We start from the raw sequence: 26,018 nt of genomic DNA on the forward strand, positions 1-26,018 counted from the left end.
AGCTTACGGCCGCCCGCGCGGCCGTAAGCTACGGGCAACGCAAGACTCGTCACCGATCACGGATCTAGCAGCGCAGCGACCCAAGACGTACGTAGCCCGTAGGCGCGGGCGACCTACGAAGAACGCGCAGCCGCCAAAAAGATCAAGTCTTAACCGACCGATGCCGACTAACACTCATCATGATCCCAAACGCAATCCCCATGGTGAACAAAGCCGTCCCCCCATAGCTCATGAACGGCAACGGCACCCCCACCACAGGCAGAATCCCCGTCACCATCCCCACGTTCACGAATACATAGATGAACAGCATCATCGTCAGCGCCCCGACCAGCAACCTGCCGAACTGCGACGATGCCCGTGACGCGATCGTCAGTCCTCGCGCCATCATCAGCCCATACAGCACCAGCATGGCGATGCCGCCGTAGAGTCCGAATTCTTCCGCGTACACCGCGAAGATGAAGTCGGTGGTGCGTTCGGGGATGAAGTCCAGGTGCGTCTGCGTGCCCTTCATGTAGCCCTTGCCGTACACCCCGCCCGAGCCCACCGCGATCATCGACTGGATCGTATGGAAGCCCTTGCCCAGCGGATCGGAACTGGGGTTGAGCAGCGTGCACACCCGGTGCTTCTGGTAGTCGTGCAGCACCACCCAGTCCACGTCGGGCTCGCATAACTGGTCTTCGTAGTAGATCAGCGTGCCTATGCCGATGATGCCCGCCAGCATTACCGGCACCAGCAGCTTGAAAGACAGGCCCGCGAAATAGATCACGAAGAAGCCGGCGCCAAACACCAGCAGCGCCGTCCCCAGGTCGGGCTGCAGCACGATCAGGGCGAAAGGCGCGGCCAGCATGGCGGCGGCGGCCAGGAAGTCGCGGATGCGGACGGCGCCTTCGTGGCGCTGGAAGTACCAGGCCAGCATCATGGGCACGGCGATCTTCATCATCTCGGAAGGCTGGATGCGGGTCACGCCCAGGTTCAGCCAGCGGGTCGCGCCCTTGCTGGTTTCGCCGAAGAACTCCACGCCCAGCAGCAGCACTACCCCCACCACGTAGAAGGGCAAGGCCAGCTTCATCAGCCACTTCGGCGGAATCAGGGCCATGGTCCACATGGCAAAGAAGGCGATGATGAAATTGCGCGACTGTTCGGCGAAGCGCCAGTCCGTGCCGCCCACCGCGGAATGCATGACCGTCATGCCCAGCGCGGCGAACATCAGCAGGATCGCCAGCAGCGGCCAATCGAAGGCCGTGAACACACGTAGCAGGATAAGGCCCAGGCGTTTCATTATCGGCGCACCACGTCGGAAGCGATTTCCTCGACCGAGGCCAGGGGGTCGGCGCGCTCGGGCCGCACGATCTTGTCCTGACGGTCCTTGGCCAGCCAATAGTCGAACACCTTGCGCGCGACCGGAGCGGCGACGCTCGCGCCCCAGCCGGCGTTCTCGACGATCAGCGCCACCGCGATGCGCGGATGCTCAAGCGGCGCAAAGCCCATGAACAAGGCGTGGTCGCGCAGGCGTTCGTCGATGGCGCTGGCGCGGTAATGGCCGCCGCGCAGGCTGAACACCTGCGCGGTGCCGGTCTTGCCGGCCGCCTGGTAGGCCGTATTGGCGAACGCGCGCCGCGCCGTACCGGCGCGCACCACATCCGCCATGGCGTTCTTGATCACATCCACGTTGGCCTGCTTGAGGGGAATGCGGTAGTCGGGCGCGGACTCGGTGGCCTTGGCCACGCCGCTGCGCGGATCGCGCACCGCGTGCACCAGGTGCGGGCGGCGGTACAGGCCGTTGTTGGCCAGGGTGGACGTGCCCTGCGCCAGCTGCAACAGCGTGAAGGCGTTGTAGCCCTGACCCACCGCCACCGAAATCGTTTCGCCCGCGTACCAGCGCTGGCGGTCCTTGTCCTTGTAGGCCGAGCGTTTCCAGTCGGTCGAAGGCAGCACGCCGCGCTTTTCGCCTTCCAGGTCGATGCCTGTGATCTGGCCGAAGCCGAACTGCTTGGCGAAATCATGCAGCGCGTTCACGCCGATTTCCGGACCCAGCGAATAGAAATAGGTGTCGGACGACACCACGATCGCCTTGTGCATGTCCGTCATGCCATAGGCCGCGCCGCCGGCGTTGCGGAATTTCTGGCCGCCGAATTCGTAATAGCCGGGGTCGGAGATGCGATCGGTGGCGCGGCGCTTGCCCAGTTCCAGCGCGGCCAGGCCCACAAAGGGCTTGTAGGTGGAACCGATGGGATAGGTGCCGTACAGCGGCCGGTTGATAAGGGGATGGTCCGGCGATTCATTCAGCATGCGCCAATTGTCCACGTCGATGCCGTCCACGAACAGGTTCGGGTCGTAGGAAGGCTGCGAGACAAAGGCCAGTACCTCGCCGGTATCGGGGTCGATGGCGACCAGCGCCCCGCGCTGCCCCTCGAATGCGGCTTCGGCCACCTTCTGCAGCCCCAGGTCGATGGACAGCATGATGTCGGAGCCCGGCACCGGGTCGATCCGGCGCAGCGTGCGCATGGGGCGTCCGCCTGCGGTGACTTCGACTTCTTCCAGCCCGGTGCGGCCGTGCAGCTGCTCCTCCCAGGTCTTTTCGATGCCCTTCTTGCCGATGACGTCGGTGCCGCGATAGTTGCCCAGCTGGCCGGCGCGGTCCAGTTCTTCGATATCGCCTTCGGCGATGCGGCCGATGTAGCCGACCACGTGGGCCGCCGACACGCCCTGCGGATACTCGCGCACCCAGCGCGCGCGCAGCTCCACGCCCGGGAACTGGAACGAATGCGCGGCGAACCAGGCGGCTTCGGTTTCGTTGAGGTTATTGCGCAGCTGCAGGCTGGCGTAGCGGCTGGACTCGGCGGCGCGGCGCTTGAAGCGGCGCTGGTCGGCCGGGCTGATGTACACGACTTCGGTCAGGCGTTCGAACAGCGCGCTGAGGTTCCCTGCCTGTGCCGGCACGACCTCCAGCGTATAGGTGCGGTAGTTGCGCGCCAGCACCTCGCCGTTGCGGTCCAGGATCTCGCCGCGTCGCGGCGGGATGGGCACGACCGCGATGCGGTTGCGGTCGGCGCGCTCGGACAGACCCTCGTAGCGGTCGACCTGCAGGTACCAGAAGCGGCCGATCAGCACGCCGAAGCAGGCCAGCGCGAACAGCCCGCCCACCCAGGCGCGCAGGCGGAAACGCTGCTTCTGCTGCTGGCCGGTTTTCTTGAATTCGAACATGACGCGGCGCCGCCGTCAGGCGGAGGAGGATTCAGCGTCGTCGACACCGCGCTGCGGCAAGTGCAGAACCCAGCCCGCCAGCGGCCACAAGGCGGTGGTCAGGAGCACGCTGATGCCCCAGTCCCAACCCGGCCATTTGCCGGCCAGCCACGCATGGATGATCTGGGTCACGAAGCGGGCAATGAAGAACACAGGCAGCATGTGCATGGCCTGGCTCCAGAGGTCGAAGCGCTGCAGCCGGCGGTGCAACACCACCGCGCCGTAGGCGACCAGCGTGTACGACAGCGCATGCTCGCCCAAGAGGCCGGCGTCGTGCACGTCCATCAGCAGCCCAAAGAAGAAGGCGGTGAACAAGCCGACGCGGCGCGGCTCATGCACGCACCAGAAGGCGATGATCAGCAGCAGGATGTCGGGCGCGCCCTGCCACAGGCGCCAGGGCAGCAGCGACACCAGCCACGCCACCAGCACCGTGGCCCAGACGAACAAGCCGTGCGCCGGGCCGGAGAGCCGGTCGGGCTGCACGTTGCTGGGGGTGCCGAGGCGGCGCGCGGCCTGCCCCGAGGATTGATTAGTCCGATCCACCGGAATCGACCTCCTGACGGTTGGACTCGGCGCGCTCCACATCGACCTGCAAGACCAGGAAGTGGCGGTAGCGTTCGGGATGGGCCAGCGGTTCGCATACGGCGCGCGCGAAGCCGGAGGCGGTGTCGCGTTCGACCGAGGTCACCTTGGCCACCGGCAGGCCTGCCGGGAACAGCCCGCCGACGCCGCTGGTGACGATGGTATCGCCTTCCTTGATGTCGGCGTTGGCGGCAAGGTAACGAACTTCCATCTTGCCGGGCGAGTTGCCGCCGAACGCAATCAGTCGCAGGCCGTTGCGCAGCAGCTGCACGGGGATGGAGACCTGTTCGTCGGTGACCAGCGCCGCCTCGGCGGTCATGGGCGTGACGCGCACGATCTGCCCGACCACGCCGCCTTCGTCGATTACCGGCATGCCCGGGGCCAGCCCCGCCTTGCTGCCCTTGTTGAACACCAGGCGCTGCGTGAATGCGTTGGTGGGTTCATACATGACCTCGACCACCACCGCGGATTGCGCCACGGTATCGGTCACCCCGAGCAGCCGGCGCAACTGCGAGTTCTCGGCAGCCAGCTGGGCGCCATGCGTGGTCACCTGTGCCAGCTCGATGCGCTGGCGCTGCAAGGCTTCGTTTTCGCTACGGATGAGATTGGCCGCGTTGACCCATTCGTTCACTTGCTGGACGAGGTCTCGCGGCGCCATGACGGCGCGTTGGAAGGGATACAGCGCGACGGACATTGCGCGGCGCGCCGGTTCCAGCATGCGCCATTGCGAATCCATGACGATCAGGGCCAACGCAAGGACGACCAGAACGACCAGCCGCACCTCCGCAGGTGGGCCGCGCCTGAATAGGGGAGGAGTCCCTTGTCGTTGCATGAATATCAGCCCGGACGCCCGCGTCCGTCGCTCCGGCAGCGGCCGGAGCCGTGAAAAAGCGGGGCTCCGGGCTGGCGGGCAAAATTAGTCGTTGATGAAGATGGCGCCCAGTTTCTCAAGGTGTTCCAGCGCCTCGCCGCAACCGCGCACGACGCAGGTCAGCGGATCGTCCGCGACCACGACGGGCAGGCCGGTCTCTTCCTGCAGCAGGCGGTCCAGGTCGCGCAGCAGCGCGCCGCCGCCGGTCAGGGCGATGCCCTTGTCGGTGATGTCGGCGCCCAGCTCGGGCGGGGTCTGTTCCAGCGCGATCTTCACTGCCGAGACGATCTGGTTCAGCGGGTCGGTCAGCGATTCCAGGATCTCGTTGGACGAGACCGTGAAGCTGCGCGGCACGCCTTCGGCCAGGTTGCGGCCCTTGACCTCGATCTCGCGGACTTCGGATCCCGGGAACGCCGAGCCGATTTCCTTCTTGATCAGTTCGGCGGTGGGTTCGCCGATCAGCATGCCGTAGTTGCGGCGGATGTAGTTGACGATGGCTTCGTCGAACTTGTCGCCGCCCACGCGCACGGAGCCCTTGTAGACCATGCCGCCCAGCGAGATGACCGCCACTTCCGTGGTGCCGCCGCCGATGTCGACCACCATGGAGCCGCTGGCGTCGGACACGGCAAGGCCGGCGCCGATGGCCGCGGCCATGGGTTCTTCGATCAGGAAGACGTGGGACGCGCCCGCGCCCAGGGCCGATTCACGGATGGCGCGACGTTCGACCTGGGTGGAGCCGCAGGGCACGCAAACGATGATGCGCGGGCTGGGCGCCAGCATGTTGCGGGGGTGCACCATGCGGATGAACTGCTTGAGCATCTGCTCGGTGACCGTGAAGTCGGCGATGACGCCGTCCTTCATGGGCCGGATGGCTTCTATATTGCCGGGAACGCGGCCAAGCATCTGCTTGGCTTCATGGCCGACGGCTTGAATGATCTTCTTGCCGTGGGGACCGCCTTCATGACGGATTGCGACCACGGACGGTTCATCGAGCACGATGCCCTTGCCGCGGACGTAGATCAGCGTGTTGGCGGTACCGAGGTCGATCGCCATATCGCTGGAAAAATAACTGCGCAGGAATCCGAACATGGGAGCTCAGCTAAATTCTGGGGGGAATGAGGTACATGCCGCGGGGCGTAGGGCCCGTAAAACAACGGGTCCGCCTGTCATCACGGCGATTAAACCGTGAATCATAACTTATAATTTCCCCGGAAATAGCGCATAAATGCAGGCTATTCAAGCTTTGTAACGGGTTCGGCATATGCATACTGCCCTGTCCCGCCCCTCGGCCTTCGCTTATCGATTTGCAATCCCCCATGGCGCTCAATGACACAGATGTGGCCCGCATTGCCCGGCTGGCCAGAATCGAACTGACCCCCGACCAGCGCACCGTCGCGCAGGCCGAACTCAACGGCATCCTCCACCTGATCGAACGGCTCCAGTCCGTCGATACCCAGGGGGTCGAACCCCTGGCTCACCCGCTGTCCGCCCATGAGGACATCGTGCTGCGCCTGCGTGAAGATGTCGTGACCGAACCCAGCTCGGAGGCCCGCCGCGAGGAGCTGCTGGCCAACGCCCCCGACGCCCAGGAAGGCCTGTTCCTGGTTCCCAAGGTCCTGGATTAAGTCATGACGAAACCCGCTCTGCACACCCAATTCAAGGGGATCGCCGCCCTGCGCGCGGCCCTTGCGCAACGCCAGATCAGCGCCGTCGAGCTCGCCCAAAGCGGCCTGGCGGCCGCTGAAGCGGCCAGCGGCCTGAATTGCTTTTTACATATTGACGCCGAATTGACGCTGGCCCAGGCTCGCGCCGCCGACGCCGCGCTGGCGTCCGGCTCGGCCGGCCCGCTGGCGGGCATCCCGATCGCCCACAAGGACGCCTTCGTCACCCGCGGCTGGCGCACCACCGCCGGCAGCAAGATGCTCGAAGGCTACGTCAGCCCGTTCGACGCCACCGTCGTCGAACGCCTGGGCGAAGCGGGCGCCGTGTCGCTCGGCAAGCTGAACTGCGACGAATTCGCCATGGGTTCCGGCAACGAGAACTCCGCCTACGGCGCGGTCAAGAACCCCTGGGACCACGCCGCCGTGCCCGGCGGCTCCTCGGGCGGCTCGGCCGCTGCCGTGGCCGCCCGCCTGGTGGCGGCCGCCACCGGCACCGACACCGGCGGCTCGGTGCGCCAGCCCGCCGCCCTGTGCGGCGTCAGCGGCATCAAGCCCACCTACGGCACCGTATCCCGCTTTGGCATGGTGGCCTTCGGCTCCAGCCTGGACCAGGCCGGCCCGCTGGCCGAAAGCGCCCGGGACCTGCTCGAACTGCTGGACGTCATCAGCGGCTTCGATCCGCGCGACGCCACCAGCCTGGAAAAATGCGACGCCGCCGCCAACGCGCCCGGCCGCGTCCGGCGCGACTTCGAGGCGGCCCAGGGCCGTTTCGATGCCGCCGGCAGCCAGCCGTTGAAAGGCCTGCGCATCGGCGTGCCCGCCGAGTACTTCGGCGCCGGCCTGGCGCCCGACGTGGCCGCCGCGGTCGAGGCCGCGCTGGTCCAGTTCGAAGCCCTGGGCGCCGTGCGCGTGCCGGTGTCGCTGCCGCGCACCGAACTCGCCATTCCCGCCTACTACGTCATCGCCCCCGCGGAAGCGTCCAGCAACCTCGCGCGCTACGACGGCGTGCGCTACGGCCACCGCGCCGCCCAGTACGGCGACCTGAACGAAATGATCAGCCGCTCGCGCGCCGAAGGCTTCGGCGACGAGGTCAAGCGCCGCATCCTGATCGGCACCTACGTGCTGTCCCACGGCTACTACGACGCCTACTACCTGCAGGCGCAGCGCCTGCGCCGCATGATCGCGCAAGACTTCCAGCGCGCCTACGCCGACCAGTGCGACGTGATCATGGGCCCGGTGACGCCCACGGTGGCCAAGAACATCGGCGACAACCGCGACGATCCCACGGCCGACTGGCTGGCCGACGTCTACACGCTGGGCGTGAGCCTGGCCGGCCTGCCTGCGATGTCGATCCCCTGCGGCTTCGGTGGCGCTGGCAACCAGCGCCCGGTGGGTCTCCAGATCATCGGCAACTATTTCGACGAAGGCCGCCTGCTGGCCATCGCCGACCGCTACCAACAAGTGACGGACTGGCACACGCGTGCCCCGGTCCAGCAAGGCTGAGAACATGAACTGGGAAATCGTCATCGGCCTGGAAACGCACACCCAGCTTTCCACGGACTCCAAGATTTTTTCGGGTAGCAGCACCGAATTCGGCGCCGCGCCCAACACCCACGCCAACGTGGTCGACCTGGCGCTGCCGGGCAGCCTGCCGGTCATGAACCGCGGCGCCGCCGAACGCGCCATCCGCTTCGGTCTGGCCGTGGGCGCCACCATCGCGCCGCGCTCGGTGTTCGCGCGCAAGAACTACTTCTACCCCGACCTGCCCAAGGGCTACCAGATCAGCCAATACGAGCTGCCGGTGGTGGTGGGCGGCTCGCTGTCCTTCTTCGTCGGCGAGGAAGAGAAAACCGTCAATCTGACGCGCGCCCACCTGGAAGAAGACGCGGGCAAGTCCCTGCACGACGACTTCAGCCTGGCCAACGGCGCCCCCGGCAGCGGCATCGACCTGAACCGCGCCGGCACGCCGCTCCTGGAAATCGTGACGGAACCCGAAATGCGCTCGGCCGCCGAGGCCGTGGCCTACGCCCGCGCCCTGCACAGCCTGGTCGTGTGGCTGGGCATTTGCGACGGCAACATGCAGGAAGGTTCGTTCCGCTGCGACGCCAACGTGTCCGTGCGTCCCGTGGGCCAGAAGGAATTCGGCACCCGCACCGAGATCAAGAACGTCAACTCGTTCCGCTTCCTGGAACGCGCCATCGTCTATGAAGCGCGGCGCCAGATCGAGCTGATCGAGGATGGCGGCACGGTGGTCCAGGAAACCCGCCTGTACGATGCCGACCGCGACGAAACGCGCAGCATGCGCAGCAAGGAAGACGCGCACGACTACCGCTACTTCCCCGACCCCGACCTGCCCACGCTGGTGATCTCCAGCGCCTGGGTCGACGAGGTCCGCGCCGCCATGCCCGAACTGCCGGCCGCCCAGCGCGCCCGTTTCGAATCCGAGTACGGCCTGCCCGCCTACGACGCCGCCCAGCTGACCGTCAGCCGCGACCTGGCCGCCTACTTCCAGGCGGTGGCGAACGCGCTGCCGGCCGGCCAGGCCAAGCTGGCCGCCAACTGGGTCATGGGCGAAGTCTCCGCCGCCCTGAACAAGGACGAAAAGAGCATCGCCGACTCTCCGGTCCAGGCGCCGGCGCTGGCCGCCCTGATCGGCCGCATCATCGACGGCACCATCTCCAACAAGATCGCCCGCGAAGTCTTCGGCGCCATGTGGGCCGGCGAGAACGGCGGTCAGCCTGACGCCATCATCGAGGCGCGCGGGCTCAAGCAGATCAGCGACACCGGCGCCATCGGCGCCATGATCGACGAGGTGCTGGCCGCCAACCCGGCCATCGTGGAAGAGTACCGGGCCGGCAAGCAGAAGGCGTTCAATTCGCTGGTGGGCCAGATCATGAAGGCCGCCCGCGGCAAGGCGAATCCGCAGCAGGTGAATGATCTGTTGAAGCAGAAGCTGGACAGCTGACCGCGCAGGACGCCCCGGCAACGGGCGCATTCCTGACGTATCAGACGAAACGAAGGGCCGCGGCATATTGCCGTGGCCCTTCGTTTATCCAAGAATGATCCGGTCGACTTTTGCCCGGAGGCTTGGACATGAACTACCTGGAAATCAGCACCAGCGAACTACTGCACAGCTTTTCCGACCACCTGCAGGCGGTCCGCGAAGGCCAGCATTTCATCATTTCACTGGACGGCGTGTTCTGCGCCAGGTTGACCCCGGTCCTACCCAGCACGTCGCTGGATGCCCATGATGCGCTTGAGGCAATGAAAAGCTTCAAGCCAGCACCGGCCGTCCCCCACGAAGTCATCCGTTCCTGGGTCGAAGAGGGCCGGGAATGAATCCGATCCATTTGATACCGGACGCCTCGCTTGCGCTGGCGTGGCTGGTCGACCGCGCGGACGCCCACGAAGCGCTGATGGCCCGGCATCTGCTGGAAACGGCCCACGAATCTGAAAACACGGTGCCCCTCATCTGGCACACGGAAGTCGCGAACGGCATGTTGCGCGCCGAACGTAGCCAACGGGCGTCGGCGGGTCAGCTGTTCTCGTTCAGACAGCTACTCGAACGCCTGCCCATACTTCCGGATCCGGCCGCCCCATCTTCCAGCGTGGCCCGCAGCTATCTGCTGGCTCGAACGCACGGCTTGACCGTCTACGATGCCAGCTATCTCGAACTGGCCCAAAGAACCAACGGCTATCTGGCCACCTTTGACCGCAAGCTGGCGGATGCCGCCCGGGCGAGCGGTGTTGCCGTCTTTGGCCAACCCCACGGCGTCGCCGAGCCAGCGGCAAGCTACGGTTAAAAAAAGGGCAGCACCTGGCCGCCCCTTTCTACTCGCCAAGGACGAGGTTTACTTCACCCCGTACTTCGTCCGATAAGCCAACACCGCCTCACGGTGTTCGGCGAACGACGCATCATCCTGCAGCAAGGCCAGAATGTCCGCCAGCGACGCAATCGACACCACCGGCATGCCGTAAGTCTTGGCCACGTCCTGCACGGCAGAATGCGCCGACAGCGCGTCGTCCGGACCCGCGCGTTCCATGCGGTCCATGGCGATCAGCACGGCGGCAGGCTCGGCGCCGGCCGCGCGGATGATCTCGACCGATTCGCGCACCGAGGTGCCCGCGGTGATCACGTCGTCAATGATGACGACTTTGCCCTTGAGCGGCGCGCCGACCAGGGTGCCGCCCTCGCCGTGGTCCTTGGCTTCCTTGCGGTTGTACGCGAAAGGCACGTCGCCGCCCTTCATGTCCGGGTGGCCGGCCAGCGCCACGGCGGTAGCCGTGGACAGCGGGATGCCCTTGTAGGCCGGACCGAACAGCATGTCGAATTCCACGCCCGAATCCAGCAGCGCCTGGGCGTAGAACTGCGCCAGCTTGCCGACCGAGCGTCCGCTATTGAACAGGCCCGCATTGAAGAAATAGGGACTGATCCGACCCGATTTGACCTTGAAGCTGCCGAAACGCAGCACGCCCTCGTTCAGGGCGAAGCGGACGAAATCCAGGGCGGTGGCGGAAGATTGGGCGGCGGGCATGCGTAAAGGTCCGGTAGATGGCAAACGCCAGCATTTTATCCGCTGTCGGGGCTATTCCCGGGCGGCGGCGCGGAGTCGGTTAAATTGCTGCCATTGCCCCGGCCCTGGCGGCCGCTCAACAGGAGTTTCGCTTTGCTGCGCATCACGTCGATCAATCTCAACGGTATCCGGTCCGCCTTCCGCAAAGGCCTGCAACCCTGGATGGAAAAGCACGCCGCCGACGTGCTGTGCCTTCAGGAAATCAAGATATCCGACGAAGACCTGACCGACGACCTGCGCCACCCGCCCGGCTATACCGGCCACTTCCACCATGCCGTGAAGAAGGGCTATAGCGGCGTGGGCATCTATCTGCGCGACGCGGCCGAGCGGGTGAACGCCGGCCTGGAATGCGAGGAATTCGATCCCGAAGGCCGCATCATCCGCGCTGACTGGAAGAACCTGTCGGTCATCAGCGCCTACCTGCCCTCGGGCTCCAGCGGCGACGAGCGCCAGCAGGCCAAGTACCGCTTCCTGGACCGCTTCGGCCCCTGGATCGACGCCCTGATGCACGAACACAAAACCACCGGCCGCGAGTTCATCATCTGCGGCGACTGGAACATCGCGCACAAGGAAATCGACCTGAAGAACTGGAAGGGCAACATGAAGAACTCGGGCTTCCTGCCCGAAGAGCGCGCCTGGCTGACCGACGTGTTCGACAAGCGCGGCTTCGTCGACGTGTTCCGCACCATCGATGACCGCCCGGACCAATACACCTGGTGGAGCAACCGCGGCCAGGCCTGGGCCAAGAACGTGGGGTGGCGCATCGACTACCAGATCGCCACGCCGGGCATCGCCGCCCGCGCCCGCAATGTGGCCATCTACAAGGACGAGCGTTTCTCGGACCACGCTCCCCTGACGATCGACTACGACGCCACGCTCTGACCCGCCGCTTCCCCTAGCGTTGCGGCGGCTTCCCGGCGCAACCATTCCAGAAACGCTGCCGCCCGCGGATCTTCTGTACAAGGCCGCGGCGACAGCAGTACATAGGCCGAGCCGTCACGGGCAAAGCCGCAAGGCGCCTGCAGCCGGCGGTCGCGCAAGGCGTCGCACGCCATCAGCGCCGAACCTATCGCCACCCCCAAACCGGCGGCGGCGGCCTGCAAACTCAGATAGAAATGCTCGTAGGCCGGCCCGGTCCGGCGCGGGGGTTTCATGCCCGCTGCCCGCGACCATTGCCGCCAGGCTAGCGGACGCGTCGCGCTGCTGAGCGCTGGCGCCCCGCCCCAATCCGCTTCAGCCGGATCCGCGCCTGCGGCGCCGACCAATCCCGGCCGGCACACCGGTCCCGTCCACTCCTCGCAGACATGCTCGGCATACAGGGCCGGGTCCCAATCGAAGTCATTGCGGCGCAGGGCTACGTCCACACCCTGGGCGCCGAAATCGACCGGTCCGCCCGCAGCGTACAGATGCACCTGCACGCCGGGATGGGCGTGCTGGAAGTCCGGCAGCCGCGGGATCAACCACATCATGGCGATGGTGGGCTCGCAGGACAGCACCAGCGGCGCGTCCGCCGCCGGCTGGCGCAGCTTGGCCAGGCCAGTTGTCAGCTGCTCGAACAGCGCGCTCGTCACCTCGAACAGCTGCCTGCCGGCATCGGTCAGGAAAACAGCTCGATTGCGGCGCTCGAACAGCGCCACGCCCAGCGCATCCTCGAGCAGCCGGATCTGCCGGCTGACGGCGCCATGCGTCACGTGCAACGCTTCGGCCGCCTTGCCGAAAGCCTGATGACGGGCCGCGGCATCGAACACCCGCAACGTATTGAGCGGTGGCAGTTTCATGGCGAAAGGTGATTTTTTCTCACGGATAAGCGGCATTAGAAATCGTTTTTCCGGCGCGCGCCAGCGTCCCACAATGCCGGCTCCATTTCGCAACCTGCCGCCCTATTGCCATGACCGAACTGATCGCCGTCGCCCTCATCACCATTCTTGCCGTCATCAGCCCCGGGCCGGACTTCGCCATGGTCACGCGCAACAGTTATCTGTTCGGCCGCCGCACCGGCCTGATCTGCGCGCTGGGCATCGCGCTGGGCGTGCAGGTGCACGTGTTCTATACGATGTTCGGTGTCAGCCTGCTGGCGCATTACGCGCAGCCCGTGCTGCAGGGCATCAAACTCGCGGGCGCCTGCTACCTGGTCTACATGGGCTGGAAGACTTTCTTCAACCGCACCCAGGTCAGCCGCGACTTGTCGGCCCGCCCGCCGATCTCGGGCTGGCAGGCGCTATACAGCGGCTTTCTGACCAACGCGCTCAATCCCAAGACCACGCTGTTCGTGGTCAGCACCTATACCCAGGTCGTGTCGCCCGGCACGCCGCTGTCGTGGCAGTTCGGCTATGGCCTGTTCATGTCGCTGGCGCACTGGATCTGGTTCGGCGTGGTGGCGTGGTCGGTGTCCTCGCCTTTCCTGCGGCGGCTGCTGCTGGATCATCAGCTTGCGGCCGATCGGGTGGTGGGAGCGGTCTTGATGGCCTTGGGCGCGGGGCTGGCTGCCGCGCAGTTGTAATCCTGCCCCCGGGGAATGATTTCGCTCAAATAAATAACGGGGACGCATTAAGCAGACAACGACCTTCGTGCCAGCCCAAACCTGCCTCAGACCAGCGTTCCTTTCCTCTGCGGAAGTCGCAAGGGCGCAATACTACCTGGTGAAAATAAACGGGGACATATTTATTTCCCTAGGGAATTCAAGCATTTCTGCTCAAATCCCCCTCATGAACGCGTCATTCACCCAAATCCAGCCATCAATACGTCCCTATTAAAATAAAAGAAAAAGTGCTTTGATATCAAGGTGATGGCACTATTTTTCGGCTTTGCGCAGGGCAACATTTTGCCCCTACAATTCCCGCACCATACAGGTGCAGCCGTGCACCAAAAAGAATTTTCGCGCCCCAATCCGGCGCAGTCCGCACCTATTCGAAGCACCCCCAAGGAGATCATGTTGAAAGTGCAGAGTCTGGACGACTTCCTGCGTGGCGTCGCCGCGCGCGACCCGCAGCAGCCTGAGTTCATGCAAGCCGTCCAGGAGGTGATGCTGAGTCTCTGGCCTTTCATCGAGAAGCACCCCCACTACGCCGAGCATGCCGTACTCGAGCGTCTGGTGGAACCGGAACGCGTGATCCAGTTCCGCGTGTGCTGGACCGATGACCGCGGCCAGGCCCAGGTCAACCGCGCTTTCCGCATCCAGCACAGCTCGGCCATCGGCCCCTTCAAGGGCGGCATGCGCTTTCACCCCTCGGTGAACCTGTCCATCCTGAAGTTCCTGGCCTTCGAGCAGACCCTGAAGAACTCGCTCACCACGCTGCCCATGGGCGGCGGCAAGGGCGGCTCCGACTTCGATCCCAAGGGCAAGTCCGACGCCGAAGTCATGCGCTTCTGCCAGGCTCTGATGATCGAGCTGTACCGCCACCTGGGTCCGGACACTGACGTGCCGGCCGGCGACATCGGCGTGGGCGCGCGCGAAGTCGGCTTCATGGCCGGCATGATGAAAAAGCTGTCCAACTCCACCGCCAGCGTGTTCACCGGCAAGGGCCTGACCTTCGGCGGCAGCCTGATCCGCCCCGAAGCCACCGGCTACGGCACCGTGTACTTCGCTGAAGAAATGCTCAAGCGCGTGGGCAAGTCCTTCGACGGCCTGCGCGTGTCCGTGTCGGGCTCGGGCAACGTCGCCCAGTACGCAATCGAAAAAGCCATGGCGCTCGGCGCCAAGGTCGTGACCGTTTCCGACTCCAACGGCACCGTGGTGGACGAAGCCGGCTTCACGCACGAGAAGCTGGTGGCGCTGATGCACATCAAGAACGACTTGCGCGGCCGCCTGGACACCTATGCCCGCCAATTCGGCCTGACCTATGAGTCCGGCAAGCGTCCGTGGCACGTGCCGGTGGACGTGGCCCTGCCCTGCGCCACCCAGAACGAACTGGAATTGGCCGATGCGCAAACGCTGATCAAGAACGGCGTGCTGTGCGTCGCCGAAGGCGCCAACATGCCGGCCACGCTGGAAGCCGCCAAGGCCTTCATCGCCGCCCGCGTGCTGTACGCCCCGGGCAAGGCCAGCAACGCCGGCGGCGTGGCCGTGTCCGGCCTGGAAATGGCCCAGAATTCGGCCCGCCTGTCCTGGACGCGCGAGGAAGTCGACGCGCGCCTGCACGCCATCATGCGCGACATCCACGAGAACTGCGTGCGCCACGGCCATAGCGAGCGCGAATACGTGAACTATCTGGATGGCGCCAACATTGCCGGCTTCGTGAAGGTGGCTGACGCGATGCGTCAGCAAGGCTTGTATTAATCCCCCCCCCGAAGCGCTGCGCGCTTCCCCCCCAGGGGGGCGCCGCTGCGGACCGGCAGAGCCCGGCTCCGCGCGGCCCCGATTGGGGGAGACCGGCTTGATGCGGGCGGGTCTGCCTCTAGTCTGACGACGGACCTGCCCCAATAGCGAGGATCTGCCTGAGCCGGCCCCTGGGCCGGCTTAGTCTTTCATGCGACTACACCCGCGCCGTCAGGCGCGTGCAGCGCCTGGCGCTTAATGCTTCATCGTGCCGTGGTTCATGCTGCCGTGGTTCATGCCGGGGTTGTGCGAGGCCGGCTTGACCTTGAATTGCACGGCGACTTCGCCGGCTTTTTCGAACTTCAGCGTGGCCGGGACCGTGCCGCCTTCGGCGAACGGGGCCTTCAGCTTGATGAACATGACGTGGTAGCCGCCCGGGCTGAGCTTGACCTCGGTGTCCGCCGGCAACGCGATGCCGCCTTCCACCTGACGCATCTTCGAGACGCCGTTCTCGGTTTGCACCGTGTGCAGTTCGACGCGTTCCGCCGCGTCGGACGACACCGACAGCAGGCGGTCAGCAGCCTTGGCGTCGTTATCGATGTCCATATACCCCGCGCCATTGGACTGGCCAGGCGCCGACGCACGCACCCAGAGGTCGTCGACCTCGATCTGGCCAACCTTGTAGTCCTTCGCCCAGGCCGAGCCGGCCGTGCACAGGCCCAGTGCGGCAATGACAGCGAACTTGCGGATGTTCATGGGTTGTTCTCCTAGTGGGTTAACGCCGCCTGACCAGGCTGCGGGCAGCTGACAGGACCGAATCCGTCAGGGCTTCCATCGCTTCGGAGTTTACCCGCCAATGCTGCCAATACAGCGGTACATCCTCCCAGGCGCGGCCTCGAAGCAGCATCAGCTGACCTGCATCAAGGTGTTCCTGCACCAAGGGCAGCGGATTCATGGTCCAGCCCAGGCCGCCCAGCGTGGCCTGCACGAACGCGCGTGTCGACGGCACCCACCAGACCGGCGGCTGCCAGGGTGCGGGATCGGCGATCTTGTGCGCGAAGCGCGCCTGCAGCGCGTCCTTGCGGTTGAACACCAGCACCGGCGCCTGCGCCAGCGTCTGGGCGTTGACGCCCAGCGAAAAGTAGCGCTTGTGGAATTCCGGCGTGCAGGTGGCCACGTAGCGCATGCTGCCCAGCGCATGGATGCGGCAGCCCTGGACCGGCTCGGCCAGGGCGGTCACCGCGCCCAGCACCGAACCGTTGCGCAGCAGCGCCGCGGTGTGGTCCTGGTCTTCGGACTGCATGTCCAGCGTGGCGCGGGTGCGCGCGGAGAACTGCACCGCCGCGTCGACGAACCAGGTCTCCAGGCTGTCATGATTGACCGCGACGGGGATGCTGGCATACGGCACATCGTCGTCCGCCACGCCCAGGCGGTCGAGCGCGTCATGCTCCAGCAACGCCGTCTGCTCGGCCAGCCGCACCAGCACCTGCCCGTCCGCCGTGGCTACCGCCGGCACGGTGCGCTGGACCAGCAGGCGGCCCATGCGGTCCTCCAGCGCCTTGATCCGTTGCGACACCGCGGATGGCGTGACGCTCAGCGACAGCGCCGCCCGCTCGAAACTGCCTTCCCGCACCACCGCGGCCAGGGCGCGCAGGTTGCCGTGATCGATTTTCATGAGATTAGATTTACTTAAGATAGTGAAGGAAAATTAGCTTTATTTCATATTCACCGCAAGCGAAAATGCCTTATTACCGGAGCGCCGATAGCGCCCCGCGTTGTCATCCAAACGCCGCCACAGGCGTAGCAGCACAGGTGCAGGTCATGTTCGCCACGTTGTCATCCCCCCTCTTCTTCACTGCCTGGGCCAGCGGTACGGCCACCGGGCTGGGCCTCTTCGCTGTCGTGGGCGCGCAAAGCGCGTTCATCCTGCGACAGGGGCTGATGCGCGCCCACCTCTTGAGCGTGGTCGCCATCTGCGCGCTGATAGACGCCGTCTTCATCTTCGCCAGCGTGTCCGGCCTGCAGGCGCTCACCGCCTGGTTCCCCTGGCTGACAACCGCCGTGCTGTGGTTCGGCGTGGCCTTCCTGTCCTGGTACGCACTGCAATCTGCGCGCCGCGCCTGGACCGCCACCGGCGGCCTGGCCGCCGCCCGCGACGTGGTGCCATCGCGCCGCGCCGCCATGCTGGGCGCGCTGGGCTTTTCGTTGCTGAATCCGCACTTCTGGCTCGACATGGTGGTGGTCGGCTCGCTGGCGCACGGCTTCGAGGAAGCGCGCATGGCATTCGCCGCCGGCGCCTTCACCGCCAGCCTGCTGTGGCTCGCCGTGCTCGGCATCGGCTCCCGCCTGTTCGCCCCGTTCTTCGCCAGCGCGTCGGCTTGGCGCGTGCTGGACGGCATCATCGCCGTGGTCATGGCCGCGCTGGCGGTCAGCCTGGCGCTGAAGGGCGTGTAGACGCGTTTAAGCTACGTTTCCAGCAGTTCCCCCGATCGGCCGCCCGGACCTCCCGGCGGCCGGTTTTCCTGCTTGCCGCACCCGCCGCGTCCGGAGTCCCACATGTACAGCTCCACCTTCATCTTCGCCACCAAGCAGTTCGACGATGATTTTCACCGCCTGGATCAAGCCATCGCCGCTGCCGCGCGCGCCATTCCGGGCTACCTGGGCGAAGAGAGCTGGGCAGACACCGCGCGCGGCCTGATCTCCAACGTCTACTACTGGGAATCGCTGGAAGCGTTGGAACAACTCATCCGCCACCCTGCGCACCAGCAGGCCAAGGCCGCACAAGCGCGCTGGCTGGACGGCTATCGCGTGGAAATCTCCCAGGTGCTCCGGCGCTACGGCGCAGGGCTGGCGCCGCCGTCCTTATAATCGCCCGGTAGCCAATCTTTCGTCGGGCGCAACACCGGCCCGCCAGACGATCATGCGCGGTCCCAGCCCTTCCAAAGATGTGCGCCTGCCCCCCCTGGCAGCCATCCAGGCCTTCGAGGCAGCCGCCCGCCTGGGCTCCTTCGAACGCGCCAGCGAGGAACTCTTCGTCACTGCCAGCGCCATCGGCAAGCGCATCGCCGCGCTCGAGGCCATGCTGGACGTCACACTCTTCATCCGCAGCAGCCGCGGCGCCACGCTGAGCTCGGCCGGACGCGAGTACCTGGATCAGGTCCGCACCGCGCTGGACCTGCTGTCCGACGCCTCCCTGCACAAGCGCGGCGAACCCAAGCTCGAACCGCTGCGCGTCGTCTCCACCCCCACGTTCGCCCGCCAGGTGCTGATCCCCGCCCTGCCCGGCTTCACCGCCGCGCATCCCGAGGTGGAGCTGGAAATCATGCTGTCCATCCCCTACCTGGACATCATGCCGCCCAATGCCGACGTCTGGGTGCGCTTCGGCAGCGGCAAATATCCCGGCCTGAACGCGCACCAGTTGACGGCGGATCCGGTGTTCGCGGTCTGCGCGCCCGAATACCGCGACCGGCACGGCCCCTTCGAGCGGCCCGCCGACCTGGCCCGGGCGCAACTGCTGCGCTGCCCGATGGAACCGTGGCGGCCCTGGCTGGCCGCCGCCGGGCTGGACTGGCCCGAGCCCGCGCGCGGGGTGTGGCTGGTGGACCTGGGCATCATGTTGGCAGCCGCGCGCGCCGGCCAGGGCCTGGCGCTCACGCGGCGCGCGCTGGCGGCCGAATGGCTGGACGAGGGCAAGCTGGTGCGCGTCCTGGACATCGAAATTCCCGGCGAATGCCAGTATTACCTGTGCACCGAAACCTCGCGCCCGCCGGGCAGAGCGGTCCAAGCGTTTTCCCTATGGCTGGATGACGTGTGCAAACAGGTTTCTCAATGGCCGCAAGGCCTGCGGGCCGGTAAGGAATAAATTTCCAGGCCGGGGCGGAATGAAATTCCGCGCAGCCCGCCGCCGCGCTGGCTAGGATGCCGCCAATGCAATGTCCCGCCCATGCCCGCCACGGCATGCCGCCTTCCATTCCCTTCCCCACAGCAGGCAGCGCCATGGCGCATGACAGGAACCCTCGTGCGTCCGTACTAGGTATTTACGCGGAAAAACCCCGCCGGGTCAGTTTCGCGTAAGTGATTAGGCAGACAGTCACGACACGCCACACAGGAGAGCGCCGCAGCAACGATTTTCGCCGTCTGGCGCCGGCACACGGTTTTCCACGCAGTTCTACCAATTACAACGGAGACATCAATGGATTTTCGTTTGAAGCTGCTAGCAGGAACCCTTGCACTTGCCGCAACGGCCGCGTCCCACGCCGCCGACCCCATCAAGATCGGCGTGGCCGGCCCCTACACCGGCGGCTCGTCCTCCATGGGCGTCAGCATGCGCGACGGCGTGCGCCTGGCCATTGAAGAAATCAACAAGAACGGCGGCGTCATGGGACGCCAGCTGGTCGCCGTCGAACGCGACGACGAAGCCAAGAACGAGCGCGGCGTACAGATCGCCCAAGAGCTGATCAACAAGGAACAGGTCGCCGCCACCGTCGGCTACATCAACACGGGCGTGGCCCTGGCCTCCCAGCGCTTCTACCAGGACGCCAAGATCCCCGTGTTCAACAACGTGGCCACGGGCAGCGTGATCACGCACCAGTTCAAGGCGCCGGAATACCCGAACAACTACGTGTTCCGCAACGCGGCGCATGACAGCATCCAGGCCCCGATGATCGTCGAAGAGGCGGTGACCCGCCGCGGCTTCAAGAAGGTCGCGATCCTGGCCGACTCCACCAACTACGGCCAGCTCGGCCGCGAGGACCTGGAAAAGGCCCTGGACGCCAAGGGCATCAAGCCCGTGGCCGTGGAGAAGTTCAACATCAAGGACGTCGACATGACGGCCCAGCTGCTGAAGGCCAAGGCCGCCGGCGCCGAAGCCGTGCTGACCTACGGCATCGGCCCCGAACTGGCCCAGGTCGCCAACGGCATGACCAAGCTGGGCTGGAAGGTGCCGATCATCGGCAGCTGGACCCTGTCCATGGCCAACTACATCGACAACTCCGGCGCCAACGGCGAAGGCGCGCGCATGCCGCAGACCTTCATCCAGGACCCGGACACGCCCAAGCGCAAGGCCTTCATCGACGCCTACCTGGCCAAGTTCAAGCCCAAGAACAACCGCATCGATTCCCCGGTGTCGGCCGCCCAGGGCTATGACTCCATCTATCTGCTGGCCGCGGCCTTCAAGCAGGCCAACTCCACCGACGGCCCGAAGGTCCGCGAGGCCCTCGAAAACCTGCAGACGCCCGTCGAGGGCGTGGTCATGACCTACAACAAGCCCTTCAGCGCAGACAACCACGACGCGATCACCGTCAAGGAAGTGGTCATCGGCGAGGTCAAGGGCGGCCGCGTCGTCAAGGCCAACTAAGGTCCCGCAGCGCATCCCGGCGGCGGCTGCCCGGCCGCCGCCAGCCGCGCCCTGTCGCCCAGGGCGCGGGCTTGCCGCCGCCTGAAAACCGCGTTCTGCCCAAGGGGGTTGGGACGGAACCACAGCGCTACACGACACACACCATGATTCTTCTACAGCTCATCTATAGCGGTATCGCGCTGGGCATGATCTATGCCGTCATCGCGTTCGGATACCAGCTCACGTTCGCCACGTCGGGCACCCTGAACTTCGGCCAGGGCGAAGCCCTGATGCTGGGCGCACTGGTCGGCCTGACACTGGTCGGCCTGGGCGTGAACTACTGGGTGATGATACCCATCGTCTGCATCTTCGGATTCGCGCAAGGCGCGCTGGTCGAGCGCGTGGGCGTCAGGCCCGCCATCAAGACCCGCTCGGAGTTCGGCTGGATCATGGCCACCATCGCGCTGGGCATCATCTTCAAGAACGTCGCCGAGAACATCTGGGGCCGCGACGACCTGCGCTTCCCCTCGCCGCTGCCGGAAGCGCCCATCCAGGTGCTGGGCGCCAACGTGCTGCCCATGGAGCTGCTGGTGGTGTTCGGCGCCCTGGCGATGATGCTGCTGGTGGAAGTCTTCAACCGCAAATCCATCTACGGCAAGGCCTTCGTCGCCACGTCCAACGACCGCGACGCCGCTGGCCTGATGGGGATCAACACGGGCATGGTGATCACGTTTTCCTACGCGCTGTCCTCGCTGACTGCCGCGTTCGCGGGCGTGCTGGTCGCGCCCCTGACCCTGACCGGCGCCACCATGGGCGCGGTGCTGGGCCTCAAAGCCTTCGCCGTCGCCATCATCGGCGGCCTGTCCAGCGGCATGGGCGTGGTGGTGGGCGGGCTGATCCTGGGGATCGCCGAAACGACCACCGGTTTCTATCTTTCGACGGGGTACAAAGACGTGCCGGGATTGGTGTTGCTGCTGCTCGTACTGACCTTCAAGCCCGCCGGCCTGTTCGGCAAGACCGCGATCAAGAAGGTGTAAGCGATGAAACCCTTGCACCTTTTGCTATCCATCGTGGCCGTGGCCTGCCTGGCCGCCGTGCCGCTGGGCGTGACCAACACGTACTACCTGCACCTCATCGAAACCATCATGATCTATTCGATCCTGCTGTTCGGGCTCGATATCGTGGTGGGCTATACCGGCCAGGTGTCGCTGGGCCACGCCGGCCTGTTCGGCATCGGCTCGTATGTGGCGGGCGTGCTGTTCTTCCATCTGCAGATGCCCATCTGGGTGATCCTGCCCGCGGCCATCCTGATCGCGGCCGCCTTCGGCGCGGTGCTGGCGCTGCCGGCGCTGCGCGTCACGGGGCCGTACCTGGCCATGGTGACGCTGGCGTTTGGCACCATCATCCAGATCCTGATCAACGAAATGACCTTCCTCACCGAAGGCCCCCTGGGCATCAAGATCTCCAAGCCCGCCATCGCCGGACATGTGCTGACCAAGAGCGAGTACTTCTGGCTGGTCGCGGCGCTGCTGGTGCTGTCGCTGATCGTGGTGCACCGCATCCTGAAGTCGCACCTGGGCCGCTCGTTCGAGGCCCTGCGGGACAGCCCCATCGCGTCCGACTGCATGGGCGTGTCGGTCTACCGGCACAAGGTGTTCGCCTTCGTCATCAGCGCCGGCTTCGCCGGCCTGGCCGGCGCGCTGTACTCGTATTCCGAACAGTACATCTCGCCCAACACCTACAACTTCGAACTGACCATCCTGTTCCTGCTGGCCATCATCATGGGCGGGCGCAAGAGCCGCACGGGCGCGCTGCTGGGCGCGTCCATCATCGTGCTGCTGCCCAAGATGCTGGATGACATCTCGACCTTCAGGCTGATCGCGCTGGCCGTGGCCATCCTGGTCACCGTCGGCAGCGCCATCGCAATATCCAAGGGCCGCACCGAACCGCGCCGCGTCGTCGTGCCGGTCGTCGGCACCATCCTGCTGGCGGTGTTCTCGTACTGGCTGGAAGCGGTCACCGACTGGCGCCTGACGATCTTCGGCGCCATGATCCTGTTCGTCGTGTACTACCTGCCCGACGGCATCGTGGGCTTCGTGCGCAACCTGTTCTTCTCCAATCGCCGCGCCGCGCTCTCGGTCAAGTCGGACTTGGTGAAAGCCCAGGACGCCGTGCCCGATGCGGCCAAGGGCAAGGGCGACACGCTGCTGGCAGCCAAGGGCGTGCTGATGCAGTTCGGCGGCCTGAAGGCGCTGAACCAGGTCGACCTGACCGTCAAGCGCGGCACCATCCATGGCCTGATCGGTCCCAACGGCTCCGGCAAGAGCACCATGATGAACGTGCTGACGGGCATCTACGTGCCGACTTCCGGCGCCGTGGAATTCTCGGGCAAGTCGCTGGTCGGCATGACGCCGGCCGACATCGCTGAAACCGGCATTGCGCGCACCTTCCAGAACGTGCAGCTCTTCGGCGAAATGACCGCGCTGGAAAACGTGCTGGTCGGCCTGCACCACACCTTCACCACTGGGCTGGCCGGCATCGCGCTGCGCACGTCCAAGTGGAAAGGCGAGGAACAGGGCGCCCGCGCCCGCGCCATGGCGCTGCTGGAATTCGTGGGCCTGGAATCCCTGGCCAGCGAGGAAGCGCGCAACCTGCCCTACGGCAAGCAACGCCTGCTGGAAATCGCCCGCGCGCTGGCCCTGGATCCGCAACTCCTGCTGCTGGACGAACCCGCGGCCGGCCTGACCGCGCCCGACATCGTCGAACTGCTGGCCATCATCCGCAAGGTGCGCGACCACGGCATCACGCTGATCCTCATCGAACACCACATGGACGTGGTGATGGGGGTGTGCGACACCGTGTCGGTGCTGGACTTCGGCCAGAAGATCGCCGAGGGCCTGCCCAACGAAGTGCAAAGCAACGCCAAGGTCATCGAGGCGTATCTGGGCGGCGCGCCCGCCTGACGCCAAGGGGACAACAAGATGCTATCGATCAAGAATCTGGAAGCGGGCTACGGCAAGGTGAAGGTGCTGCACGGCATCAGCATGGAAGTGCCTAAGGCCAAGGTGGTGACGCTGATCGGCTCCAACGGCGCCGGCAAGACCACCACGATGCGGGCGCTGTCCGGCATGATCCGCCCCACCGCGGGCGAGGTCACGCTGAGCGGCAAGCGCATCGACGGCCTGGAGTCTCACCGCATCGCGCGGCTGGGCCTGGCGCATTCGCCCGAGGGCCGGCGAGTATTTCCAACGCTGTCGGTCACCGACAACCTGCTGCTGGGCGCTTTCCCGCGCCTGACAGGCAGCCGTCCCAAGGGCGACGTGCAGTCCGACCTGGGCCGGGCCATGGATCTGTTTCCGCGCCTGAAGGAACGGCGCGATCAGCTGGCCGGCACCTTGTCGGGCGGCGAACAGCAGATGCTGGCCATGGCTAGAGCGGTGATGCTGAATCCGGAACTGGTGTTGCTGGACGAGCCTTCAATGGGGCTGGCGCCGATCCTGGTGGAAGAAGTGTTCCGGATCATTGCGCGGCTCAAGGATGAAGGGGTGACGATGCTGCTGGTGGAGCAGTTTGCTGCTGCTGCATTGAATGTGGCGGATTATGGGTATGTGTTGGAGAACGGGCGGATCTCGGTGCATGGGAGTGCGGATAAGTTGAAGCATGATCCGGCTGTTGTGGCGGCTTACTTGGGTGGGTCGCATTAGAGGGACGGCGTTGTTGGCGTTCTTTTGACGCCTGCCACGTCGGGGACTCGCGCTGCGCGGGGCAACGATTGCGGCCCGGAGCCTTCGCTCCGGGCTTCCCCTTCGTCATCGTCGTTGCCGCCTACGGCGGCTGCCTTCCGATTCCCTCGGGCTTATCGACGCCCCGCGCAGCGCGAGTCCCCGACGCGGCAGGCTGTGCTGTTTGAATCTTCACGGGCGCTGGGGCGGGTGGTGTGCTTGGCGTTTTTTTCCGCATCGGGGTGTGGTGGGGGGTCTTGCGGGGCCCGCCCCAGGCCGGCCGCGCGGGCGGCCTTTTGGGGCTTACGCGGTGTCTTGCGTCACGTGATGGCGCTGCGCGCAGTGGCTGCGGCATAACGGCTATTCAGCTCAGCCCAGCCCAGCCCAGCATCTACATTTCAACTCCGATGCCGGATGGGCGGCGCGCGCGACACTCTTCATGCGCAAGTTACTGCCCAACGCGCGCCGCCCATCACCGCCCCACCTCCAAGACGGTGATGCCATCAGCAAGCGACTGCCTGCATTCGCGACAGCGAGCACTATCGAAATTTCAAAAATCACGTATGTCATTTACGGCCGCCCGCGCGGCCGTAAATGACGGGCAGCACAAGAATCGCCCCTGACCACTGCTCTAGCAGCGCAGCGCGCCAAGACGACGGGCGGCCTAAGAACAAGGCCGCCCGCCAACAGAACATCAACAACCCATCAACGATCAAACAATCGTCAACGTCACATCAATATTGCCCCGCGTAGCATTCGAGTAAGGGCAAACGATATGCGCCGCAGCCACCAGCTTCTCCGCCTCAGCCCGCTCCATCCCCGGCAACGAAATCTTCAATTCGACTTCAATCCCGAACCCCGTAGGAATAGGACCAATCCCAACAGCACCGTCGATCGTCGCATTCGACGGCATGGCGATCTTGTCGCGGCCGGCGACGAATTTCATGGCGCCCATGAAGCAGGCCGAGTAGCCCACGGCGAACAGTTGTTCCGGATTGGTGCCGGCCGCGCCCGCGCCGCCCAGTTCCTTCGGCGTGGTCAGCTTGACGTTCAGGTTGCCGTCGTCCGTGGCGCCCGTGCCTTCACGGCCGCCGGTGACGTGCGCATGGGCGCGGTACAGCACTTTTTCGATAGACATGATGCGTTTCCTTGTAGGGAAGTGGAGGTTGGACTGCCAGGCCTGGCGGGAACATCCCGCCGCGACCCTTACTATTTAAATAGTGCAATATTAAATAGCGCACTATTTATTTGATCTAACAATAGCGGGCCTGGCCCGCCGCTTCAAAGACTTGCGCTGAGCTTCTCCCGCAGCGCATGCAGCGTTTTCATCATACCTTGCGCCTCTTCCAGCGAACACTGCGCGGCGCCCGCGATCGAGTGCGGCACGGCCTCGGCTTGCGCGCGCAGTTCGCGGCCCTGGCGGGTCAGTCCGACGATCACCTGGCGCTCGTCTTCCACGGCGCGCTTGCGCGTTACCAGGCCTGCCGCTTCCAGGCGCTTCAGCAGCGGCGTCAGCGTGGCCGAATCCAGGAACAGGCGCTCGCCGATATCCGTCACTGTAATCTCGTCGCCTTCCCACAGCACCAGCATCACCAGGTACTGCGGATAGGTCAGGTCCAGACCGCGCAGCAGCTTGCGGTACACCTTGTTCATCGCCAGCGAGGTCGAGTACAGGGCGAAGCACAGCTGGCTGTCCAGCAGCAGCGGGTTGAATGCGGCCTTGGCTTTGGATCTGGATTTCATTGCGCAATATTAAATAGCGCGCGATCTATCGT

General features: G+C 65.3%; 26 protein-coding genes. 15 read left to right on the forward strand and 11 right to left on the reverse strand.

What is annotated here, in order from left to right:
- Window positions 1-142: 142 nt before the first annotated feature.
- From rodA to HV766_RS16080, 5 genes are all read right to left on the reverse strand, one after another.
- Window positions 143-1,279 (reverse strand): rod shape-determining protein RodA, encoded by a 1,137-nt coding sequence (rodA, locus tag HV766_RS16060; RefSeq protein WP_054456885.1) that lies wholly within the window; start codon window positions 1,277-1,279, stop codon window positions 143-145.
- The gene (gene mrdA, locus HV766_RS16065) at window positions 1,279-3,204 is read right to left on the reverse strand and encodes a penicillin-binding protein 2 (RefSeq protein ID WP_054456887.1); all 1,926 of its coding nucleotides are present in this window, start codon (window positions 3,202-3,204) and stop codon (window positions 1,279-1,281) included. The genes rodA and mrdA overlap by 1 nt, the downstream gene beginning before the upstream one ends.
- A gap of 15 nt (window positions 3,205-3,219) precedes the next feature.
- Window positions 3,220-3,786, reverse strand: a complete 567-nt coding sequence (gene mreD, locus HV766_RS16070) for a rod shape-determining protein MreD (RefSeq protein WP_054456889.1) — start codon at window positions 3,784-3,786, stop codon at window positions 3,220-3,222.
- Entirely contained in the window at window positions 3,773-4,657 is an 885-nt protein-coding gene (mreC, locus tag HV766_RS16075; RefSeq protein ID WP_042796087.1) for a rod shape-determining protein MreC, read from the reverse strand. The genes mreD and mreC overlap by 14 nt, the downstream gene beginning before the upstream one ends.
- A gap of 84 nt (window positions 4,658-4,741) precedes the next feature.
- Window positions 4,742-5,785: a rod shape-determining protein gene (locus HV766_RS16080; protein ID WP_006216320.1), complete on the reverse strand. Its 1,044-nt coding sequence runs from the start codon at window positions 5,783-5,785 to the stop codon at window positions 4,742-4,744.
- Between the two features lie 227 nt (window positions 5,786-6,012).
- Between HV766_RS16080 and gatC the strand changes: the two genes are divergently transcribed.
- From gatC to HV766_RS16105, 5 genes are all read left to right on the forward strand, one after another.
- Window positions 6,013-6,321 carry an Asp-tRNA(Asn)/Glu-tRNA(Gln) amidotransferase subunit GatC gene (gatC, locus tag HV766_RS16085; RefSeq protein WP_054456891.1) on the forward strand — a complete coding sequence of 103 codons (309 nt, stop codon included), beginning with the start codon at window positions 6,013-6,015 and terminating at the stop codon, window positions 6,319-6,321.
- A 3-nt stretch (window positions 6,322-6,324) separates the two neighbouring features.
- Window positions 6,325-7,860, forward strand: a complete 1,536-nt coding sequence (gene gatA / locus HV766_RS16090) for an Asp-tRNA(Asn)/Glu-tRNA(Gln) amidotransferase subunit GatA (protein WP_175162430.1) — start codon at window positions 6,325-6,327, stop codon at window positions 7,858-7,860.
- Between the two features lie 4 nt (window positions 7,861-7,864).
- Window positions 7,865-9,322: an Asp-tRNA(Asn)/Glu-tRNA(Gln) amidotransferase subunit GatB gene (gene gatB, locus HV766_RS16095; RefSeq protein WP_054456895.1), complete on the forward strand. Its 1,458-nt coding sequence runs from the start codon at window positions 7,865-7,867 to the stop codon at window positions 9,320-9,322.
- 128 nt (window positions 9,323-9,450) lie between these two features.
- Entirely contained in the window at window positions 9,451-9,696 is a 246-nt protein-coding gene (locus HV766_RS16100) for a type II toxin-antitoxin system Phd/YefM family antitoxin (RefSeq protein ID WP_054456897.1), read from the forward strand.
- Window positions 9,693-10,160, forward strand: coding sequence for a type II toxin-antitoxin system VapC family toxin (locus HV766_RS16105; RefSeq protein ID WP_054456899.1), 468 nt, complete (start codon window positions 9,693-9,695; stop codon window positions 10,158-10,160). Before HV766_RS16100 ends, HV766_RS16105 begins: the two co-directional genes overlap by 4 nt.
- A 48-nt stretch (window positions 10,161-10,208) precedes the next feature.
- On the opposite strand, the gene pyrE is transcribed toward HV766_RS16105, so the two are convergent.
- Window positions 10,209-10,892 (reverse strand): orotate phosphoribosyltransferase, encoded by a 684-nt coding sequence (gene pyrE, locus HV766_RS16110; protein WP_054456901.1) that lies wholly within the window; start codon window positions 10,890-10,892, stop codon window positions 10,209-10,211.
- A gap of 132 nt (window positions 10,893-11,024) precedes the next feature.
- On the opposite strand from pyrE, the gene HV766_RS16115 reads away from it, so the two are divergent.
- The gene (locus tag HV766_RS16115; RefSeq protein WP_054456902.1) at window positions 11,025-11,813 is read left to right on the forward strand and encodes an exodeoxyribonuclease III; all 789 of its coding nucleotides are present in this window, start codon (window positions 11,025-11,027) and stop codon (window positions 11,811-11,813) included.
- Here the strand turns inward: HV766_RS16115 and HV766_RS16120 are convergent.
- Entirely contained in the window at window positions 11,795-12,709 is a 915-nt protein-coding gene (locus HV766_RS16120) for a LysR substrate-binding domain-containing protein (RefSeq protein WP_175181508.1), read from the reverse strand. The two genes, HV766_RS16115 and HV766_RS16120, sit on opposite strands and share 19 nt — an antisense overlap.
- Window positions 12,710-12,819: 110 nt before the next feature.
- Here HV766_RS16120 and HV766_RS16125 point away from each other — a divergent pair, with 110 nt between their 5' ends.
- Both HV766_RS16125 and gdhA read left to right on the forward strand, forming a co-directional pair.
- Entirely contained in the window at window positions 12,820-13,431 is a 612-nt protein-coding gene (locus HV766_RS16125; protein ID WP_175181509.1) for a LysE family translocator, read from the forward strand.
- A 429-nt stretch (window positions 13,432-13,860) separates the two neighbouring features.
- Window positions 13,861-15,207: an NADP-specific glutamate dehydrogenase gene (gdhA, locus tag HV766_RS16130; protein WP_054456908.1), complete on the forward strand. Its 1,347-nt coding sequence runs from the start codon at window positions 13,861-13,863 to the stop codon at window positions 15,205-15,207.
- Between the two features lie 234 nt (window positions 15,208-15,441).
- Here the strand turns inward: gdhA and HV766_RS16135 are convergent, their stop codons facing one another.
- A complete protein-coding gene (locus HV766_RS16135; protein ID WP_119450180.1) occupies window positions 15,442-15,942 on the reverse strand; it encodes a copper chaperone PCu(A)C in 501 nt (166 codons plus the stop codon).
- 19 nt (window positions 15,943-15,961) lie between these two features.
- Window positions 15,962-16,861 (reverse strand): LysR family transcriptional regulator ArgP, encoded by a 900-nt coding sequence (locus tag HV766_RS16140; protein ID WP_125471798.1) that lies wholly within the window; start codon window positions 16,859-16,861, stop codon window positions 15,962-15,964.
- Between the two features lie 146 nt (window positions 16,862-17,007).
- Here HV766_RS16140 and HV766_RS16145 point away from each other — a divergent pair, with 146 nt between their 5' ends.
- From HV766_RS16145 to HV766_RS16175, 7 genes are all read left to right on the forward strand, one after another.
- Window positions 17,008-17,640: a LysE/ArgO family amino acid transporter gene (locus HV766_RS16145; RefSeq protein ID WP_054457287.1), complete on the forward strand. Its 633-nt coding sequence runs from the start codon at window positions 17,008-17,010 to the stop codon at window positions 17,638-17,640.
- A 102-nt stretch (window positions 17,641-17,742) separates the two neighbouring features.
- Window positions 17,743-18,054: an antibiotic biosynthesis monooxygenase gene (locus tag HV766_RS16150; RefSeq protein ID WP_054456914.1), complete on the forward strand. Its 312-nt coding sequence runs from the start codon at window positions 17,743-17,745 to the stop codon at window positions 18,052-18,054.
- Window positions 18,055-18,106: 52 nt separating this feature from the next.
- Window positions 18,107-19,048, forward strand: coding sequence for a LysR substrate-binding domain-containing protein (locus tag HV766_RS16155; protein ID WP_054456916.1), 942 nt, complete (start codon window positions 18,107-18,109; stop codon window positions 19,046-19,048).
- 330 nt (window positions 19,049-19,378) lie between these two features.
- A complete protein-coding gene (locus HV766_RS16160) occupies window positions 19,379-20,542 on the forward strand; it encodes an ABC transporter substrate-binding protein (protein ID WP_054456918.1) in 1,164 nt (387 codons plus the stop codon).
- Window positions 20,543-20,685: 143 nt separating this feature from the next.
- Window positions 20,686-21,558 (forward strand): branched-chain amino acid ABC transporter permease, encoded by an 873-nt coding sequence (locus HV766_RS16165; protein ID WP_054456919.1) that lies wholly within the window; start codon window positions 20,686-20,688, stop codon window positions 21,556-21,558.
- Window positions 21,559-21,561: 3 nt separating this feature from the next.
- Window positions 21,562-23,484, forward strand: a complete 1,923-nt coding sequence (locus HV766_RS16170; RefSeq protein ID WP_119450178.1) for a branched-chain amino acid ABC transporter ATP-binding protein/permease — start codon at window positions 21,562-21,564, stop codon at window positions 23,482-23,484.
- 18 nt (window positions 23,485-23,502) lie between these two features.
- Window positions 23,503-24,225, forward strand: a complete 723-nt coding sequence (locus HV766_RS16175; RefSeq protein ID WP_013396767.1) for an ABC transporter ATP-binding protein — start codon at window positions 23,503-23,505, stop codon at window positions 24,223-24,225.
- Between the two features lie 730 nt (window positions 24,226-24,955).
- On the opposite strand, the gene HV766_RS16180 is transcribed toward HV766_RS16175, so the two are convergent.
- On the reverse strand, window positions 24,956-25,381 hold the full coding sequence (locus tag HV766_RS16180; RefSeq protein ID WP_013396768.1) for an organic hydroperoxide resistance protein: 426 nt from the start codon (window positions 25,379-25,381) through the stop codon (window positions 24,956-24,958).
- A gap of 143 nt (window positions 25,382-25,524) precedes the next feature.
- Window positions 25,525-25,986 (reverse strand): MarR family winged helix-turn-helix transcriptional regulator, encoded by a 462-nt coding sequence (locus HV766_RS16185; protein ID WP_054456924.1) that lies wholly within the window; start codon window positions 25,984-25,986, stop codon window positions 25,525-25,527.
- Window positions 25,987-26,018: the final 32 nt, after the last annotated feature.

Origin of the sequence: Achromobacter aegrifaciens (assembly GCF_902859735.1) — a bacterium.
In the GTDB taxonomy this organism is placed as follows: domain Bacteria; phylum Pseudomonadota; class Gammaproteobacteria; order Burkholderiales; family Burkholderiaceae_B; genus Achromobacter; species Achromobacter aegrifaciens.